This is a genomic window from Pseudomonas sp. I3-I5 (assembly GCF_022699445.1).
Taxonomy (GTDB): domain Bacteria; phylum Pseudomonadota; class Gammaproteobacteria; order Pseudomonadales; family Pseudomonadaceae; genus Aquipseudomonas; species Aquipseudomonas fulva.
In genome coordinates, this window is sequence record NZ_CP093940.1 from 2034537 (window position 1) to 2051682 (window position 17146).

15 protein-coding genes are annotated in these 17146 nt (G+C 61.4%); 4 read left to right on the top strand and 11 right to left on the bottom strand.

Going from position 1 to position 17146, the window contains the following annotated elements; all coding sequences use genetic code 11:
* Window positions 1-25 precede the first annotated feature (25 nt).
* The 3 genes from MOP87_RS09250 to proP all read left to right on the top strand — a co-directional run bounded on the left by MOP87_RS09250 (window position 26) and on the right by proP (window position 3729).
* Window positions 26-919, top strand: a complete 894-nt coding sequence (locus tag MOP87_RS09250; protein ID WP_145131262.1) for a PA4780 family RIO1-like protein kinase — start codon at window positions 26-28, stop codon at window positions 917-919.
* A gap of 170 nt (window positions 920-1089) precedes the next feature.
* Window positions 1090-2064 carry a porphobilinogen synthase gene (gene hemB / locus MOP87_RS09255; RefSeq protein ID WP_027916474.1) on the top strand — a complete coding sequence of 325 codons (975 nt, stop codon included), beginning with the start codon at window positions 1090-1092 and terminating at the stop codon, window positions 2062-2064.
* 162 nt (window positions 2065-2226) lie between these two features.
* Window positions 2227-3729: a glycine betaine/L-proline transporter ProP gene (gene proP, locus MOP87_RS09260; protein ID WP_027916473.1), complete on the top strand. Its 1503-nt coding sequence runs from the start codon at window positions 2227-2229 to the stop codon at window positions 3727-3729.
* On the opposite strand, the gene MOP87_RS09265 is transcribed toward proP, so the two are convergent.
* The 7 genes from MOP87_RS09265 to nspC all read right to left on the bottom strand — a co-directional run bounded on the left by MOP87_RS09265 (window position 3730) and on the right by nspC (window position 11976).
* Entirely contained in the window at window positions 3730-4431 is a 702-nt protein-coding gene (locus tag MOP87_RS09265; protein WP_027916472.1) for a YoaK family protein, read from the bottom strand.
* 15 nt (window positions 4432-4446) lie between these two features.
* Complete coding sequence (locus MOP87_RS09270) at window positions 4447-5070, bottom strand: riboflavin synthase subunit alpha (RefSeq protein ID WP_242810433.1); 624 nt, start codon at window positions 5068-5070, stop codon at window positions 4447-4449.
* A gap of 76 nt (window positions 5071-5146) precedes the next feature.
* Window positions 5147-7213 carry a maltose alpha-D-glucosyltransferase gene (treS, locus tag MOP87_RS09275; protein WP_104926122.1) on the bottom strand — a complete coding sequence of 689 codons (2067 nt, stop codon included), beginning with the start codon at window positions 7211-7213 and terminating at the stop codon, window positions 5147-5149.
* 110 nt (window positions 7214-7323) lie between these two features.
* Window positions 7324-8172 carry a TIGR03915 family putative DNA repair protein gene (locus MOP87_RS09280; protein ID WP_027916469.1) on the bottom strand — a complete coding sequence of 283 codons (849 nt, stop codon included), beginning with the start codon at window positions 8170-8172 and terminating at the stop codon, window positions 7324-7326.
* The gene (locus MOP87_RS09285) at window positions 8163-9383 is read right to left on the bottom strand and encodes a putative DNA modification/repair radical SAM protein (protein WP_242810434.1); all 1221 of its coding nucleotides are present in this window, start codon (window positions 9381-9383) and stop codon (window positions 8163-8165) included. The genes MOP87_RS09280 and MOP87_RS09285 overlap by 10 nt, the downstream gene beginning before the upstream one ends.
* Window positions 9384-9600: 217 nt before the next feature.
* Window positions 9601-10845 carry a saccharopine dehydrogenase family protein gene (locus MOP87_RS09290; protein WP_028687860.1) on the bottom strand — a complete coding sequence of 415 codons (1245 nt, stop codon included), beginning with the start codon at window positions 10843-10845 and terminating at the stop codon, window positions 9601-9603.
* Between the two features lie 33 nt (window positions 10846-10878).
* Entirely contained in the window at window positions 10879-11976 is a 1098-nt protein-coding gene (nspC, locus tag MOP87_RS09295) for a carboxynorspermidine decarboxylase (protein ID WP_027916467.1), read from the bottom strand.
* A gap of 193 nt (window positions 11977-12169) precedes the next feature.
* Between nspC and MOP87_RS09300 the strand changes: the two genes are divergently transcribed.
* Complete coding sequence (locus MOP87_RS09300; RefSeq protein ID WP_027916466.1) at window positions 12170-12379, top strand: DUF2945 domain-containing protein; 210 nt, start codon at window positions 12170-12172, stop codon at window positions 12377-12379.
* A 138-nt stretch (window positions 12380-12517) separates the two neighbouring features.
* Here the strand turns inward: MOP87_RS09300 and MOP87_RS09305 are convergent, their stop codons facing one another.
* The 4 genes from MOP87_RS09305 to yghU form a co-directional block, all read right to left on the bottom strand.
* A complete protein-coding gene (locus MOP87_RS09305; protein ID WP_110607352.1) occupies window positions 12518-13438 on the bottom strand; it encodes a pyridoxal-phosphate dependent enzyme in 921 nt (306 codons plus the stop codon).
* Window positions 13435-14109, bottom strand: coding sequence for a PAS domain-containing protein (locus tag MOP87_RS09310; RefSeq protein ID WP_027916464.1), 675 nt, complete (start codon window positions 14107-14109; stop codon window positions 13435-13437). Before MOP87_RS09310 ends, MOP87_RS09305 begins: the two co-directional genes overlap by 4 nt.
* 81 nt (window positions 14110-14190) lie before the next feature.
* Window positions 14191-15894 carry an amidase gene (locus tag MOP87_RS09315; RefSeq protein WP_027916463.1) on the bottom strand — a complete coding sequence of 568 codons (1704 nt, stop codon included), beginning with the start codon at window positions 15892-15894 and terminating at the stop codon, window positions 14191-14193.
* Window positions 15895-16146: 252 nt separating this feature from the next.
* Complete coding sequence (yghU, locus tag MOP87_RS09320) at window positions 16147-16986, bottom strand: glutathione-dependent disulfide-bond oxidoreductase (protein ID WP_049696072.1); 840 nt, start codon at window positions 16984-16986, stop codon at window positions 16147-16149.
* Window positions 16987-17146: the final 160 nt, after the last annotated feature.

Genomic DNA, 17146 nt, shown 5'->3' on the forward strand with positions numbered 1-17146 from the left:
ACAGCCAGGACCCGAACACAGCCTGATGAAGACACCCAAGAGAATCGAACCCCTGATTGAGGACGGCCTGGTCGACGAGGTACTGAGGCCGTTGATGAGTGGCAAGGAGGCCGCCGTGTACGTGGTGCGCTGTGGCAACCAGGTACGCTGCGCCAAAGTGTACAAGGAAGCCAACAAGCGCAGCTTCCGCCAGGCGGCCGAGTATCAGGAAGGGCGCAAGGTGCGAAACAGCCGTCAGGCCCGGGCCATGGCCAAGGGCAGCAAGTACGGGCGCAAGGAGGCCGAGGATGCCTGGCAGAACGCCGAGGTGGCCGCGCTCTTCCGGCTGGCCGGGGCAGGCGTCAGGGTACCCAAGCCCTACGACTTCCAGGATGGCGTGCTGCTCATGGAGCTGGTGACCGATGCCGATGGCAATGCTGCGCCCCGGCTGAACGATGTTCACCTCGAGGCGGACCAGGCGCGGGACTATCACCGGTTCGTGATCAGTCAGATCGTACTGATGCTCTGCTCGGGGCTCGTCCATGGCGACCTCTCGGAGTTCAACGTACTGCTGGGCCCAGACGGGCCGGTGATCATCGACTTGCCTCAGGCAGTGGACGCTGCGGCCAACAACCATGCGTTCAGCATGCTGCAGCGCGATGTGTCGAACATGGCGCACTATTTCGGACGCTTTGCGCCTGAGCTGAAAGCCACCCGTTATGCGCAGGAAATGTGGGCCCTGTACGAAGCCGGCGAATTGCGTCCCGACAGCCCGCTCACGGGGTTGTTCGCTGAAGATGAGCAGGCAGCGGACGTGGCGGGGGTCATGCGCGAGATCGATGCCGCCCGGCTGGACGATGCCCGCCGCCGTGAAGCGCGAGCCGAGGCCGAGCAGGCGCAACCCCAGGCTCAAGAGCCACCGCCGCCCTGGCTGCGCTGACACATCCAACCTGCCGGTGCGGGCGAACGCCATACATCAGGCTGCGCTGGCCAGGTTTTGGCCCGCGCGACGGTCATTGCCTTTGACGCAAGACAATATCTCGTCATTTGGCCTTTCCAGTGTCGCGGCTCGGGCTTAAGGTATAAGCCGTTCATCTTTCTGGAGCTGTCATGTCCACTCTTTTCCCGTCCGTCCGTCCCCGCCGTCTGCGCAAGAGTCAAGCGCTGCGCAGCGTTTTTCAGGAGACCGAGTTCCGCCTCGATGATCTGATCTTGCCGATCTTCGTGGAGGAGGGTATCGATGACTTCGTGCCGATCAAGAGCATGCCTGGGGTCAATCGCATCCCCGAGAAGCTGTTGGCGCAGGAGATCGAGCGTTACGCCCGTGCTGGCATTCGTTCGGTGATGACCTTCGGGGTCTCCCACCATCTGGACGCCGTGGGCAGCGACACCTGGAATGAAAACGGCCTGGTCGCGCGCATGTCGCGGATCTGCAAGGATGCGGTGCCGGAAATGGTCGTGATGTCCGATACCTGCTTCTGCGAATATACCAGCCACGGCCACTGTGGCGTGCTGCATGACCACGGCGTGGACAACGACGCCACCTTGGCCAACCTCGGCAAGCAGGCCGTGATTGCCGCCGCGGCAGGTGCTGATTTCATCGCGCCCTCGGCGGCCATGGACGGGCAGGTCCAGGCAATTCGCAGTGCGCTGGACGGCGCAGGCTTCCATGACACGGCGATCATGGCCTACTCCACCAAGTTTGCCTCTTCCTTGTATGGGCCTTTCCGCGAAGCGGGCGGTACGGCGCTCAAGGGCGACCGCAAGAGCTACCAGATGAACCCCATGAATCGCCGCGAAGCGGTGCGCGAATCACTGCTCGACGAGCAGGAGGGCGCCGACGTACTCATGGTCAAGCCGGCGGGTGCCTACCTGGATGTGATTGCCGACATTCGTAACGCCTCGCGCCTGCCATTGGCGGCCTACCAAGTCAGTGGCGAGTACGCCATGATCAAGTTCGGTGGACTGGCTGGTGCCATCGATGAGGGCCGCGTCATGCGCGAGAGCATTGGGGCGATCAAGCGTGCGGGCGCCGACTTGATCCTGACCTACTTTGCCATGGACCTGGCGCTGGAAGGTATTTGAAAACGTGGTCATTGGGGCTGCGCAGCAGCCCCAATGACCCAGCGCCGCAAAAGCTCGCATCCCTCTTTAAGCCTGCGTTTCACAAAAAAACGCTAAGCGCTGAATTATTTAGTGTCCCTTTGTATCTGATCCCTTAGAGCAGTCACCGTCAGGGATAAATAAATGAAATCTCGCAAGAAAAGGGTTCAGCCGATTGGCCTGAAGGACATCACCATCGTCGATGACGCCAAGATGCGCAAGGCCATTACCGCCGCTGCGCTGGGCAATGCGATGGAGTGGTTCGACTTCGGCGTCTATGGCTTCGTCGCCTATGCCCTGGGCAAAGTGTTCTTCCCCAATGCCGACCCCAGCGTTCAAATGATTGCCGCGCTGGCCACTTTCTCCGTGCCGTTCCTGATCCGACCACTGGGTGGTTTGTTCTTCGGCGCGCTCGGCGACCGCTTCGGGCGACAGAAGATTCTCGCCGCCACCATCGTCATCATGTCCTTGAGCACATTCGCCATTGGCCTGATACCGTCCTATGCCAGTATCGGCATATGGGCGCCGATTCTGCTGTTGCTGGCCAAGATGGCCCAGGGCTTCTCGGTAGGGGGGGAGTACACCGGCGCTTCGATTTTCGTGGCCGAGTATGCGCCTGACCGCAAGCGTGGTTTCCTGGGCAGCTGGTTGGACTTCGGCTCCATCGCCGGCTTCGTACTGGGCGCCGGCGTGGTGGTGATGATCTCCACCGTATTGGGTGAGGAGAAATTCCTCGAGTGGGGCTGGCGCCTGCCGTTCTTCCTGGCCTTGCCACTGGGTATGATCGGCTTGTACCTGCGTCATGCGCTGGAGGAAACCCCAGCCTTCCAGCAGCATGTCGACAAACTGGAGCAAGGTGACCGTGAAGGCCTGGCTTCCGGGCCCAAGGTGTCGTTCAAGGAAGTGGCGACCAAGCACTGGCGTAGCCTGATCACCTGCATCGGCGTGGTGATCGCGACGAACGTCACGTACTACATGCTGCTGACGTACATGCCCAGCTACCTGTCCCACAACCTGCATTACAGCGAAGATCACGGTGTACTGATCATCATCGCGATCATGGTGGGCATGCTGTTCGTGCAGCCGATAATCGGCCTTCTGAGTGACAAGTTTGGCCGTCGGCCCTTCATCATTCTGGGCAGCGTCGGCCTGTTTGCGGCGGCGATTCCTGCCTTCATGCTGATCAACAGCGGCGTGCTGGGCTTGATCTTCGCAGGCCTGCTGCTGATGGCCGTGCTACTCAACTTCTTCATCGGTGTGATGGCTTCGACCCTGCCAGCGATGTTCCCGACACATATCCGCTACAGCGCCCTGGCCAGTGCTTTCAACATTTCGGTGCTGATTGCAGGCCTTACCCCGACCCTGGCCGCCTGGCTGGTGGAAAGCTCCGGCAACCTGTACATGCCGGCTTACTACCTGATGGTGATTGCCGTGATCGGTTTCATCACCGGCGTGACCATGAAGGAAACGGCCAACAAGCCGTTGCGTGGCGCGGCGCCAGCGGCCTCCGACATCGATGAGGCGCGCGAGCTGCTTCAGGAGCACCACGACAATATCGAGCAGAAAATCGAAGACATCGATACCCAGATTGCTGAACTGGAGGCCAAGCGCAAGCTGCTGGTGCAGCAGCATCCCCGTATCGACTGATCAGCGAGGCATGTAGCCTCGCTGCCAGGCACGAGGAATGAGCAGCGACACCAGGGTCAGCAGGCAGGTCAAGAGGCAACTGCCGACCATAGCCTGAAGACCCAGGTGTTTCTGCAACCAAGCGCCACAGGCGGCCCCCAGTAACATGCCCAGCCACGGCACCAGTTGCACCCGCCAGCCATGACGGCGAGCGCCCAGCATCCAGTGGCCCAGGCCACGACCAAAGCGCGAAAGGGCACCAGTAACGTAGGTCAGGCCAATCGGCAGACCGTTGACCTGTTCAACCACTGCATTGATCATCCCCATCGCCAATGTGGCGGCCAACAAAGGCACTGAGGTATTCGGCGCGGGCATCATCCCCGCAAACCCGAGCAGAACGGCTACCACCAGCAACACTGGCCAAGCACGGCGCCGGCATGAGTGTGCCAGCACCACACCCAGGGTATTGCCGGCCACGAAGCCCAACAGCGCACCTGCCAGGCGCAGTATCATCGGGCCATCGACGTCATTGATGGCGACGGCAAGGCGGGTGGTGTTGCCGCTCATGAACGATACGAAATCGCCCAAGGCCAACAGACCGATGGCATCGGTCATCCCTGCCAGTACCGACAGGCCGGCCACCAGCCCCAACCCTACGCGGCCTCGTAACCTGTGGACACGATGGCGCTTGGAGGTAGGTGTGGCCGTGGTGGCTGGCAGCATGTGCAGTCCTCGGGTCTACCGTTGCTCGCGGGCCAGGGTGTTACGAATGGTGCGCTCCACGACATCGACCAGCACCATGGTGTGGTGATCGACTTCGATATTGAGCAGGTCGCCTTTCTGATAACGGGTGAACGTGGTCTGGCGCAGGGTTTCTGGAATGAGGTTGATGGTGACCACGTTGTCGTCGATGTCGGCGACGGTAAGGCTGCAGCCATTGACGCCAATAAAGCCACGGGCAAAGACGTACTTGGCCCATTCGGGCGGCATGCGGAACTTGATGTATGCACCGGCGTTGGCGATGGAGATGTCGACGATGTCTGCAGTGGTGGCGATGTGGCCAGCCATGAGGTGGCCGCCCACCTCCGCATTCATTTTTGCCGAGCGCTCGATGTTTACCCCTTGGCCGGGCTGCAGGTTTCGCAGGTTGGTGCGTTCCAGCGTTGCCGTCATGGCGTCGAAGCGCACCTGCGTGCCTTCGATTTCGGTGACCGACAGGCAAGTGCTTTCAACGCTGACACTGGCACCGATCTTCAGATCGTCGAGCAGTGCCGGGGTGAGGTCGATGGTGAACTGGTTGTGGCCAGGGTGACGGGCGATATCAAGCAGAGGGCGGACGGCCTGGACGATGCCGGTGTACATTGCGTTGCTCCTGGGCACAGGTAAGTTGACTTGCGCAAACTATGCCCAGGCGCTTGCAAATGCAAGTCACAGCACCTCAGACGTGGCCACTGCTGTTGACGATGCGCAGGCATAGCGCTTCGTAAGGGTCCAGGTTGACCATCAACCGCCCGTCCTCGGTCAAATCGCCTTCGACCGTTTCGTTGATCATGTCCACCACAGGGCCTGGCGTGAAGCCGGTCAGTTGCAGTTCTTCACTGATCTCGTCCTGGCTGAAGTTCAGGGCGGTTATCTGGGTACCGCGCCCTGCAGGCAGTTCGTGAACCATCACCAGCAGGCCAGGCGAAGTCACATCCGGCACCAGCAGTTGCCGGCTGGTGGCGATGCCATACGCCTGGCGAACCGCGAGCAGCTTCTTGACCTTACTGGCGAACGAGTCACTGCGCTCCAGTTGTTCATCAAGGCTGCCATACAACGCGCGCGCACGCGGCATGCCCCGCACTGAGGTCTGCGCCTCTGGGTCAAGACCTGCCAGGTCATAACCGCCGCGATGAATCCAGCGAGTGTCGCCGTCGGTCATTCGCTCAGCCACCGCTTCGCCCGGCAAGGGAAGGGCGCCTACCAGGTCCCAGCCGGATATGGCCACCACCCCAGGCTGCATGGCGTTGTACATCACCAGCAGCAAATGCAGCTTCTGTATCGATTCGACCTGCTCGGGGGTGATGTCATCAAGCTCACGGATTCCCAGGGCGGCGGTGATCAAGCTGGCCGTGGTGCAGGAGATGCCATTGGTGACGAACCGCAGGTTGTAAGGTGCGTGTTCGCCGGACAGGCGCTCGTAGATCTCCTCGCGGATATGCTCGCGCAGGATGCTGCCTGGCAAGGTCTGGCCCTTGTACAGGTACATGTCATGCGCATGCAGTGTCCAGAAATGCACCAGCTCGACCGTCAACTCGTCATGGTTTTGCAAGGCATGGATCAGCGAGGCCGGGTCGATGCCGAAGGCGTGCATTTCCTTGAACATCAAGCGCAGGAATTCGGTGTCGCCGGTCAGCAGCGCGTGCTGATAGGCCGGTCGGGTAATGAAGTCGTAGGACAGGTCGGCACCGCCGCTGGACATCTGGGCGATGTCATCGAGGGTGAGGTTCAACTCCTGGAAGCTGAACCCTCCTGCCTTGCGGATCATGCCACCGATCAACTGGTTACCAACCAGCGACAAGGGATGGCTTTCCGACCAGGCGGTGCCGCTGGCCCGGGTTTCGACGCCAAGGAAACCGTTGGCATCCAGACGCAAGCCACGTGCGCCCAGGCAGTCCAGGGCGTGCAGGGCATCGCCGATGATCATCTGCTGCGCCGTGAACGTCGGGTCTAGCCAGTTCAGGGAGGGTTGACCGTCCTTGAAATAATGCAGGTAAACCCAGCGGCGGGTTTTGCCATCCACGCCCGTGATCGGCGCCGTGGCACTCCAGTCAGTCTCTTTGACGCCTGGCTCGAAGAAGATCACCCGTTGCAGCTGGCCGACGATATAGTGGCGGGCCTTGAGCTCGTCGCACTGAGCTGGGAGCAGGTTGACCGAATCGCGGCCCTCGGGCACGTCAGGTAGCAGCCCCCAGTCCTCTTCACGGATTTCGACCATGTGGTAGAGGCCAGGGTAGGGCGCCAGCGCCAGCTCGGCCAGACGGAAGTCGGCGCCTTTGCCAGTGTGCGAAGGGATCAGGTCATCGATGGTCACGGCATTGTGGGCAGCGGCCATGCGGCTCATCTGCACCAGTTCCTGCTCGGTACCGTAAAGCGGGTCGATGTCGAAGCTGATACGGTCGAAGTTGCCGTCTACACTCGGCGTAACCTCGCGTCCGCTGATGCCGCCGGAACGCTTGATCGGCCCGGTGTGCACCCCTTGAATACCAATGTCTGACAGACGCTTCCATAGCGCTTCATGGGCCAAGGCACCCAGCACTGAGCATCCATCCGGCGCGATGATCGCATCGGGGTAGACCGTGAGCCAGACGGAGGCGATTTCTGTCGCACGGCGCGGCTGTGCCTGGGCGTAGGGCTGTTGCCACAGGCGCGCTTGCCCGGAGTACAGGCTGGCCCGCTCCTGGGATGCCTTTAGCATGGAGCGTTCTTCAAGCCATTTGACGTATGACGGGTCGGGTTGGGTCATCTCGCGTCCTCTTTGCGTGTCGGCACCGGCTCAGGTTAAGACGGCAGGGCACGCGGAACGTTCGGCTCGAGACAGGGTTTGTCGCAGACGCTTTGGTTGCCTGCTAGCAGTCAACCTTCCCGGGAGGACTTGTTGATCTGCTTGCCAGCTTGGGCCGCTACTTCCACGGCCTGGCCGTCACGCTGCTTGCCTTGGCGCGCCAGGCCCTCCAGTTGAGGGATGAGCATCCCTTCTGGCAAATGGCGCCAGAACCGGCCAGGCATATGCAAGCGCAAGGCATTCGGATTCAGGCGGGCGGGGTTGAAGGTATGGCGGTAGTAGGTACGCCACAACTCGGCGCCAGGGTCTTCTGCGTGCTGCGCCCATTGCTGCCAGAGCTCCGGGCAGCGGCGTTGATAGTCGAAGTGGCGGCCGTCATAGCGGATGCCATCGCGCGGCGTTGCGATCAGCCACCGCAGCCGTCCCAGCCTGTCGGCAAAATGGGGGCTGGCGCTTTGCAGAATGTCGTGAGCAGGTTCGTGAAAAGCGACCAGGTCCAATTGCAAGTGCTCGACCAGCGCTTCAGGTAGCGGCACGAACCGCAAGAACGCATGCAGATGATGGGCTTCGCGGCTGACTTGCTTGATGCGTCGATGCAGTTCGCTGCCCAGCCGATCACCGGCCAGCATCGCCGTGCGGTCGCCGTGGGCGACCCGCCACAGCACGTCGTACAACAGGTTCCACCGCTGCTCGCCGTGATAGCGTGCCGCTTCTTCCAGTTGACCGAGCAAGGCCGCTGGCACCTTTGCCCGAAACGGGCCCGTACCCGCCGGCAGCGTGGTGGTGTCCGCCAGCATGTCGGTCATGGGCCCCTGCGACCAGGTGACTTGCGATGGATCGATGCCATGGCTCAGCAGGGACCTGGCTTGCTCACGCCAGATCCCGAACAGGTCATCGCAATCGAGCGCAATCACCCCCACAGCCCCATTTGAACCGGTGCCTGTGGCTCGCGCAGGCGGGCACGCAGCAGGCTGCTGCGTAGGTCGGCCTGGGCTGGGCGGTAATCGCTGGTCACGATAAAGGGCCGCGCCTTGTCGAGCACGCAGCGCAGCTGAATCAGGTCGTCATAGCGGATACGCCGCTCGCGACGCAAGGCGACCAGGCGCTGCACACTGCGCAGGCCTATCCCTGGAATGCGAGCGAGGAGCGCGGGCTCTGCGCGGTTCACATCCAGCGGGAACACTTCGCGATTAGCCAGTGCCCATGCCAGCTTGGGATCGATATCCAACGCCAGGTTGCCGGTCTGGCCCAACAGCTCGCCGGCTTTATAACCGTATCCACGCAAGAGGAAATCGGCCTGGTACAAGCGGTGTTCACGCAGCAGAGGCGGGGCGGCCAGTGGCACGCTGCCCGGGCTGTCGGGGATAGGGCTGAAGGCTGAGTAGTAGACGCGTTTGAGGCCGTACCCCTGGTACAGCGATTCGGCATTGCGCAGCAATGTGCTGTCGTCGGTACTGTCGGCCCCGACAATAACCTGGGTGCTTTGGCCGGCAGGGGTAAAGCGCGGAGCGCGAGGCTCGTTGGCCACCGCTTGCTGCCCCTGATGAATCACGCCCATGGCTTGACGAATGGTCGACGCTTGTTTTTCCGGTGCCAGGCGCTTGAGGCTGTCGTCGGTGGGCAGCTCGATGTTGACGCTCAAGCGATCGGCCAGGCGGCCTGCTTCTTCGATCAACAGCGGATCGGCGTCCGGAATGGTCTTGAGGTGGATATAGCCACGGAAGTTATGTTCTTCGCGCAGCAATCGCGCCACTCTGATCAGCTGCTCCATGGTGTAGTCGGCCGAGCGAATGATGCCCGAGCTCAGGAACAGGCCACTGATGCAGTTGCGCCGGTAGAAGTCCAAGGTCAGGCGTACCACTTCTTCGGGGCTGAACCGTGCGCGAGGCACATTGCTCGAACGTCGGTTGACGCAATACTGGCAGTCGTACAGGCAAAAGTTGGTAAGCAGAATTTTCAGCAGAGACACGCAGCGACCATCGGGTGTATAGCTGTGGCAAATGCCCATGCCGTTGGTAGCGCCCAAACCAGTGTCACCACGCGAGCTGCGTTTTGGCGCACCACTACTGGCGCACGATGCATCGTATTTGGCGGCATCGGCAAGAATGCCCAGTTTGGCGATCAGTTGCATGACTCTTACCTGTCGTACTGAGTATTCATACAGTATTGAGGGCCAGGGTCAATTGCAAGGGTTGAACGCCGCGCGGCGGGGTATCCGAGCAAATTCGTGGGTTATCCGATGAATGGTTGGACAGCGGACGGCTGAGGGATTTAAGTGGTTAACAAAGATTCAGTGTGGGCTGATCGATAACGGAAGAGGGCGCCTCAACGGCGCCCTCTGGGGTGAATCAGGCTTCAGCGTCCCACGGACGGTCACCTTTTTCATCCTTCACCCGGGTTGGCAAGCCCATCATGTCCAGCGCCTTGAGGAACGGCTCGGCGGGCAGCTCCTCGACGTTGACCATGCGCTTGGCATCCCACTCGCCGCGGGCGACCAGCAAGGCAGCGGCGACCGGTGGCACGCCCGCAGTGTAGGAAATGCCCTGGCTGTCCGTTTCAGCGTACGCCTCTTCGTGGTCGGCCACGTTGTAGATGAACACTTCACGGGGCTGCCCGTCCTTGGTGCCTTTGACCAGGTCACCGATGCAGGTCTTGCCGGTGTAGCCGGGCGCCAGGGACGCAGGATCAGGCAGCACGGCCTTGACCACTTTAAGCGGTACCACTTCCAGGCCTTCTGCGGTCTTGACTGGCTGCTCGCTGAGCAGGCCCAGGTTTTTCAGGACCGTGAATACATTGATGTAATGCTCGCCGAAACTCATCCAGAATCGGACGTTGGGTACGTTCAGGTTCTTGGAGATGGAGTGCACTTCATCGTGACCGGTGAGGTACAGGTTTTGCGAACCCACCACGGGCAGGTCATCGGTACGCTTGACTTCGAACATGGTGTTGCTGGTCCACTGGCTGTTCTGCCAGCTCCACACCTGCCCGGTGAACTCGCGGAAATTGATTTCCGGGTCGAAGTTGGTGGCAAAGTACTTGCCATGCGAGCCTGCATTGACGTCGAGAATGTCGATCGAATCAATGCGGTCGAAATACTGCTGCTGCGCCAGTTTGGCGTAGCTGTTGACCACACCCGGGTCGAAACCGACGCCGAGAATGGCCGTGATGTTCTTGGCCTGGCACTCTTCGAGGTGTTTCCACTCGTAGTTTCCGTACCATGGCGGGGTTTCACAGATCTTGCCCGGCTCCTCGTGGATAGCGGTATCCAGGTAGGCGACGCCGGTATCGATGCACGCACGCAGCACCGACATGTTCAGGAACGCGGAGCCGACATTGATCACGATTTGCGATTCGGTCTCGCGGATCAATGCTTTGGTTGCCTCGACGTCGAGGGCATTGAGCGAAAAGGCCTGAATGTCGGCGGGTACCTTGAGGCTACCCTTGGCCTTGACGCTGTCGATGATGGCCTGGCATTTGGAGATGTTCCGTGACGCGATGGCAATACGACCCAGTTCGTCGTTATGCTGCGCGCACTTGTGGGCCACCACCTTGGCGACACCTCCTGCACCAATGATAAGAACGTTCTTCTTCAATTTACCTGTTGCTCCTTACAGACGAGGCCTGTCTTACGACAGGCTGGAAACGTAGTCTTCGAAACCGAACTCGCGTACCACCTCGACGCTGCCGTCGAGTTGCTTGACCACGATGGATGGCATCTTCAAACCGTTGAACCAGTTTTTCTTGACCATGGTGTAACCCGCAGCATCCACGAAGGACAGGCGGTCGCCGATCGCCAGCGGGCGTTCGAACTGGTATTCACCGAAAATATCGCCGGCCAGGCAAGACTTGCCGCATACCATGTAGGTGTGCTCGCCGTCGTTGGGCGCCATCTTGGCGTTGAGGCGGTAGATCAGCAGGTCGAGCATGTGCGCTTCGATCGAGCTGTCGACCACGGCCAGGTGCTTACCGTTGTACAGCGTGTCCAGCACAGTCACTTCCAGCGAAGCGCTCTGGGTGATCGCGGCTTCACCTGGCTCCAGGTAGACCTGCACGCCATAGGTCTGCGAGAACGCCTTCAGGCGCGCGCAGAAATCGTCCAGTGCATAGCCTTCGCCGGTGAAGTGGATGCCGCCGCCCAGGCTTACCCATTTCACTTTGTGCAGCAGGTGGCCGAAACGTTCCTCGATACGGGACAGCATCTGATCGAACAAGGCGAAGTCGCCGTTCTCGCAGTTGTTGTGGAACATGAAGCCTGATACCTGATCGATCACGGTCTCGATCTTGGCCGGGTCCCATTCCCCCAGGCGGCTGAACGGGCGCGCCGGGTCGGCCAGCTGATAGTCCGAGCTGCTGACCTGGGGGTTGACGCGCAGACCCCGGACCTTGCCTTCGGACTGCTCGGCGAAGCGTTGCAGCTGGCCGATGGAGTTGAAGATGATCTTGTCGCAGTTCTCGAGCATCTCCTGGACCTCGTCGTCGGCCCACGCCACGCTATAGGCGTGGGTTTCACCGGCGAACTTCTGGCGGCCGAGCTTGAGCTCGTACAGCGAAGACGACGTGGTGCCGTCCATGTACTGCTGCATCAGGTCGAACACCGACCAAGTGGCGAAGCACTTGAGCGCCAGCAGCGCTTTGGCACCCGAGTGTTCGCGCACATAGGCGATCTTCTGCATGTTGCTCAGCAGCTTGGTCTTGTCGATGAGGTAGTACGGCGTATTGATCATTTAGAGGCCCTCGGCAAGGCCGGCCAAAAAAAGGACACGCATTGTGCCTTCACTCGCCGCAGATCGAAAGGGTGCAATTGCATTTCGTCCGGGCAGCGTCGCCGTGACTGAATCTTTTTGCGTTCGGCGTGCTCAGTAGAACAACGACAGATGACACTCTCAATCTTCCCACGCAGGGTGCAAGGAGAAATCGATGAGCAATGCCTTCAAGAAAGGTGACAAGGTGCACTGGAACTCAGAGGCCGGCGTCATACATGGCACCGTCGAGAAAGTGCATACCCAGGATGTCGAATTCATGGGGCGTCAGCGCCATTGCTCAAAGGAGGAGCCACAGTACGAGGTCAAGAGCGACAAGACCGGGCACATGGCCATGCACAAAGAGCAGGCATTGAAGAAGGGCTGAGAACACAGGTTATTGCGTTGGTGCTCAGTTGCCCGTGTGTATCACGGGCTTTTTTATGAGCCGTTTCGTCAGGTGCACTTTGCAGCCTGTGACGCAAGGAGCGGGTTCAGGGCCGCTCCCCGCACCCGCAGGCTGGTTTCATGCCTCGAGCGCTGCCCGCCACGCCTGGATCTGCGCCAAGGTTGCCGTGGCGCCCCCGCACACGACCACCAGTACATTGCGGTAGCTTGCCAGTGCGCCGGCGTCATACCCCACCGCCAAAGCGGCGCCGCAGGCCGGCTCGACCAGCAGACGGTGATCCAGCAAAAAGCGCTCGCACGCCTCCAGGGCCTGCCGGTCACTGACCAGCAGGCTTTGCACGGGATGTTCCTGGGTGCAGAGAAACGCGTGTTCGGCTACCTGTTTCGCGCCCAGCGTGGTGGCAATCGTATCCAGCCGCTCCAACGTCACCAATTCGCCGGCTTCGATGGCGGCATGCAAGGAGGCTGCGCCCTGGGTTTCCACGGCCAGGACCGGCACATCGGCCCAACCATTGCGCTGTAGCCCCTGCACGACGCCGCTCAGCAAACCGCCGCCGCCCACGGAAAGCACGACGGCATCGGGCTTGATGCCGGCTTCTGCCACCTCGTCGACCAGGCTGGCATGGCCTTCCCACAGCAGCGGATCGTCGAACGGGTGAATGAACGCGGCATCGTCGCCCATCAGGCTCAGCGCCAACGCATTGGCCTCCTGCCAGGACTGCCCGTGGACAATGACCTCCGCGTCTTCAAGGCGCAGCAATTGCTGGGCGCGCGCGGTGGTGGTCTCGGGCACGACAACGGTCACGGGAAGGCCGAGCTTGCGCCCGACATAGGCGACGGCGAGCCCGGCATTGCCGCCTGACGACGACACGAACCGTTTAGCGCCGCGGCCGTGGTGGAACTCACAGGCGTGGGCGACGCCGCGCAGCTTGAAGGAGCCGCAGGGCTGCAATGCCTCGAGCTTGAGCCAGACTGTGCAATCGGCAGCCAGCGACAGTGGGCGTGATTCGATAAGGGGGGTAGGGATGTGCAAGGTCACTGGGAGGCTCCGCGCAAATGTTCGAGGTAGTTGTAGACGGTGTACCGGGTCACGCCGAGGGCGTTGGCCGCTTTCTCGACGCCGCCCTTGACGATGAACAGCCCGCGTTCCTGCATCACGCGCACCGCTTCGATCTTGGCTTGCCTGGTCATGCGGCCTTGGCCGGTGCCATGCAGGGCCGCCTGGATGATCTCGGTCATCAGCGCCTCCATGTCGGCGGGCTCCGCCGGCGCGGGCGCGCTGCCCATGGGCGCGAAGCTTTGTAAAAAGCCCATGGCAGCCTCCAAGCCCGTGACATCGGTGTTGATGCACAGGCTGGCGAAGGGGTGGCCAGCGCTGTCGCGAAAGATCGCGGTAGCGCTGCGCAGCGTGCGGCCCTTGATGGCGGTCGGGTAGTCGGGCAGTACGACAGGCCCGCAGCCTTGCTGATCAGCCGCGGCCTTGAGCAACGCTTTCAGGCCTTGATCCTGCTCCGGTACAGCCAGGATAGGGCTTCCCACCTGCCGGCCGGAGAGGTGGCCATTGACGATGGCAACGACGGACCGTTCGGGATGGTCCAGGTCGTGAAGCAGGATTTCGGTGTTTTGTGTGACAACGCTGCCCAAGGCCTCAATGGAGGCTTTGAGCACGCTCAAGGTCAAGCGGCGTTCATCTTCGGGTAAGAGGGCCATGCGAACTCTTAGAATCAACAGTTTGTGCATATTTACACATAACGTTGATTTTCGCGAGATGCCTGGCGCTCTGTTGTGCCGTCAGCCCAAGGGCGGGGTGCGGGGTGGAATCATCCGCCGTGAACCGGTGGCTTCGAACGCTGCGGCAAAGCTCAACAGTGCAGTGTCACTGTAGGCCCGCCCCGCGAAGGTCAGGCCTACCGGCATACCGATGTCGCTCATCACGCCCATGGGCACGGTGACCGTGGGCACGCCCAGGTGGCGTATGGCCAGGTTCCCGTTGGCCACCCACACGCCATTGCTCCAGGCAATGTCGGCCGATGCCGGGTTCACATCGGCGTCGGCCGGCCCGACGTCGGCCACGGTGGGGAACAACACGGCATCGAGCCCAAGCGCTTGCATCCAGTCTTCCAAGTCGATCTTGCGAGTCTGTTCAAGGCCACGCAGACCGTCAGGCAGGGTCTCGATCTGATCCCAGGTCTTCAGGCCGCGCTTGGCCATGTTGACGTACTCATCCATGCCGGCGGCCAGATCATCCTCACGGTTGGGCAGGGTGCCAGGGTCGTGTGGGAAAATTCGTGGACCGTCCACATCCGCCAGCCGGTTGAGATTCGGGTCGTCATTGGCGCGCAGGAAGTCGTCGAACGCCCAGCCGGAGAGCTCCCACAGCTCATCGTGCAGGAATGCCTTGCTGACGATGCCCCGGTTGTAGACGGTCGGCGCGCCCGGCCGGTCGCCTTCACAGTTGGAGACCAGCGGGAAGTCGACTTCCACAACCTGGGCACCGGCCTTTTCCAGGGCTTGGCGAGCTTGCTGCCACAGCGTCATGACGCTTGCCCGCGTCTGGATGCGCTGGCCGGTAGGGCCGCCAATGCCCGGTTTTTCCGACGTGCCCGCGTGCTCGTCGGCGTTGATGTACATGCGCGGTACGCCGAATCGCTTGCCTTGCAGGGCGGCGGTGCCTGCTGCCAGGTCCAGGTAGCTGGTCGGGCGGACCTGCGAGGGTTTCGGGATCGAGACCCAGGGCTGCAGCCGCCATAGGTCACCCCGGGTATCGGGATCATCGGCCACGACCACGTCGAGAATTTCCAGCAGGTCATGCATGGTGCGGGCGAACGGCACGACCACATCCATCGTCGGCGTGAGGGGCCAGTTACCCCTGACCGAAATGATCCCGCGTGAGGGGGTGTAGGCGCACAGCCCGTTGTTCGACGCAGGGCCTCGGCCGCTGGACCAGGTTTCCTCGGCCAGGCCGAAGGCGCTGAAGCTCGCAGCTGTCGCGGTACCGGCACCGTTAGAGGAGCCCGAAGCGAAGGGCGCGGTCAGGTACGCCGCATTGTAGGGGCTCTCGGCGCGACCATAGACGCCGCGCTGCATGCCACCGTTGGCCATGGGCGGCATGTTGGTCTTGCCCAGGCAGATGGCCCCGGCTCCGCGCAGCCGTTCGATGGTGAAGGCGTCGCGCTGGGCTATCAGGTGCTTGAAGGCTGGGCTACCGGACGCTGCGGTCAGGCCTTTTACCAAATAGCTGTCCTTGGCGGTGTAGGGTATGCCGTCCAAGGGCCCAAGCACCTCGCCACGGGCCCGGCGGGCGTCCGAGGCCTCGGCTTCGGCAAGTGCATCGGGATTGCGCACTACCACGGCGTTGAGGGCGGTGTCGGTGCCGGCGCCATCGTAGGCGTCCATGCGGGCCAGGTAGGCCTTGACCAGTTCGACCGCCGTCGTGCGGCCCGCCTCGAGCGCGCTGCGCAACTCGGCGATGGAAACCTCGGTTACCTCGATCATGCGTTCACCAGAAAATGCAGGTTGAGCTAATGCGGTAATGCTGTTCATCTGAGATCGTTGGGACCGCGATGGGCCGCGCAGCGGCCCTAAGTGAACAGCATTAGGCTAATGCGGGGAGTGTACAAGAAGGTTAAAGCGTACGCAGGTGTGCGCAGGAGCAAACGGGTGCGTGCAAGGGGGCATTGAATGGGGGCACCTCATTGACACCTGGGCGGCCCCGCCAGCAGGGCCGCCCGAGGATCAGCAGGCCGTTCAGTCCAGATCCGCTGCCGAATGCCGCTCCGGTACCTGGCTGGCTTCATCACCCCAGGTCCGGTTCACGCGCGTGCCGCGTTGCACGGCGGGACGTGCAGCGATCGCCTGGGCCCAGCGCTGAACGTTGGGGTATTCGTGAACTGCGAGAAACTCTGCAGCGTTGTAGAGGTTGCCCAGCACAAGCTGGCCGTACCATGACCACACCGCTATATCGGCGATGCTGTAATGACCGCCGGCAAGGTAGGTGGTTTCGCCCAAACGGCGGTCGAGCACGTCCAGCTGCCGCTTGGCTTCCATAGTGAAGCGATTGATCGCGTACTCGATTTTTTCCGGCGCATACACGTAGAAATGCCCAAACCCACCACCCAAGTACGGCGCCGCGCCCATTTGCCAGAACAGCCAGTTCAGGGCTTCGGTGCGTTCGGCTGCAGTTTGCGGGAGCAGGGCATCGAACTTCTCGGCCAGGTACAGCAGGATGGACCCCGATTCGAATACCCGCACCGGCGGCTCGACGCTGCGGTCAACCAATGCGGGGATCTTGGAGTTTGGATTGACCTGCACGAAGCCGCTGGAGAACTGGTCACCTTCGCCGATACGGATCAGCCAGGCATCGTATTCAGCGCCGGCATGGCCGAGTTCCAGCAGCTCTTCCAGGGCGATAGTGACCTTGACGCCATTGGGTGTAGCCAAGGAATAAAGCTGCAGCGGTTGCTCGCCCACTGGCAGGTCCTTGTCATGGGTAGGCCCGGCGACCGGCCGGTTGATACTGGCGAAGTGGCCACCAGAGGCCGCTTCGTTGCGCCATACCTTCGGGGGTTGGTAAGCGGGTGTGCTCATGCTCGGCTCTCCACGATTGCGAATGATCGACGACGTCTGATTGACCTGCCTATATGCCACGGGTTCGATGGCGGGCACAAACACAAAACGGATCAGCCCTGGCGCGGCCGATGTTTCATCGGTTTTTCATTTTTGACGCAAGGGCAGCGATTAAGCTCAA

Excerpts from the sequence above, each read along its gene's own strand:
- MOP87_RS09250 (WP_145131262.1), top strand. The coding sequence starts at position 26 with ATGAAGACACCCAAGAGAATCGAACCCCTGATTGAGGACGGCCTGGTC.
- hemB (WP_027916474.1), top strand. The coding sequence starts at position 1,090 with ATGTCCACTCTTTTCCCGTCCGTCCGTCCCCGCCGTCTGCGCAAGAGT.
- proP (WP_027916473.1), top strand. The coding sequence starts at position 2,227 with ATGAAATCTCGCAAGAAAAGGGTTCAGCCGATTGGCCTGAAGGACATC.
- MOP87_RS09265 (WP_027916472.1), bottom strand. The coding sequence starts at position 4,431 with ATGCTGCCAGCCACCACGGCCACACCTACCTCCAAGCGCCATCGTGTC.
- MOP87_RS09270 (WP_242810433.1), bottom strand. The coding sequence starts at position 5,070 with ATGTACACCGGCATCGTCCAGGCCGTCCGCCCTCTGCTTGATATCGCC.
- treS (WP_104926122.1), bottom strand. The coding sequence starts at position 7,213 with ATGACCCAACCCGACCCGTCATACGTCAAATGGCTTGAAGAACGCTCC.
- MOP87_RS09285 (WP_242810434.1), bottom strand. The coding sequence starts at position 9,383 with ATGCAACTGATCGCCAAACTGGGCATTCTTGCCGATGCCGCCAAATAC.
- nspC (WP_027916467.1), bottom strand. The coding sequence starts at position 11,976 with ATGATCAATACGCCGTACTACCTCATCGACAAGACCAAGCTGCTGAGC.
- MOP87_RS09300 (WP_027916466.1), top strand. The coding sequence starts at position 12,170 with ATGAGCAATGCCTTCAAGAAAGGTGACAAGGTGCACTGGAACTCAGAG.
- MOP87_RS09310 (WP_027916464.1), bottom strand. The coding sequence starts at position 14,109 with ATGGCCCTCTTACCCGAAGATGAACGCCGCTTGACCTTGAGCGTGCTC.
- MOP87_RS09315 (WP_027916463.1), bottom strand. The coding sequence starts at position 15,894 with ATGATCGAGGTAACCGAGGTTTCCATCGCCGAGTTGCGCAGCGCGCTC.
- yghU (WP_049696072.1), bottom strand. The coding sequence starts at position 16,986 with ATGAGCACACCCGCTTACCAACCCCCGAAGGTATGGCGCAACGAAGCG.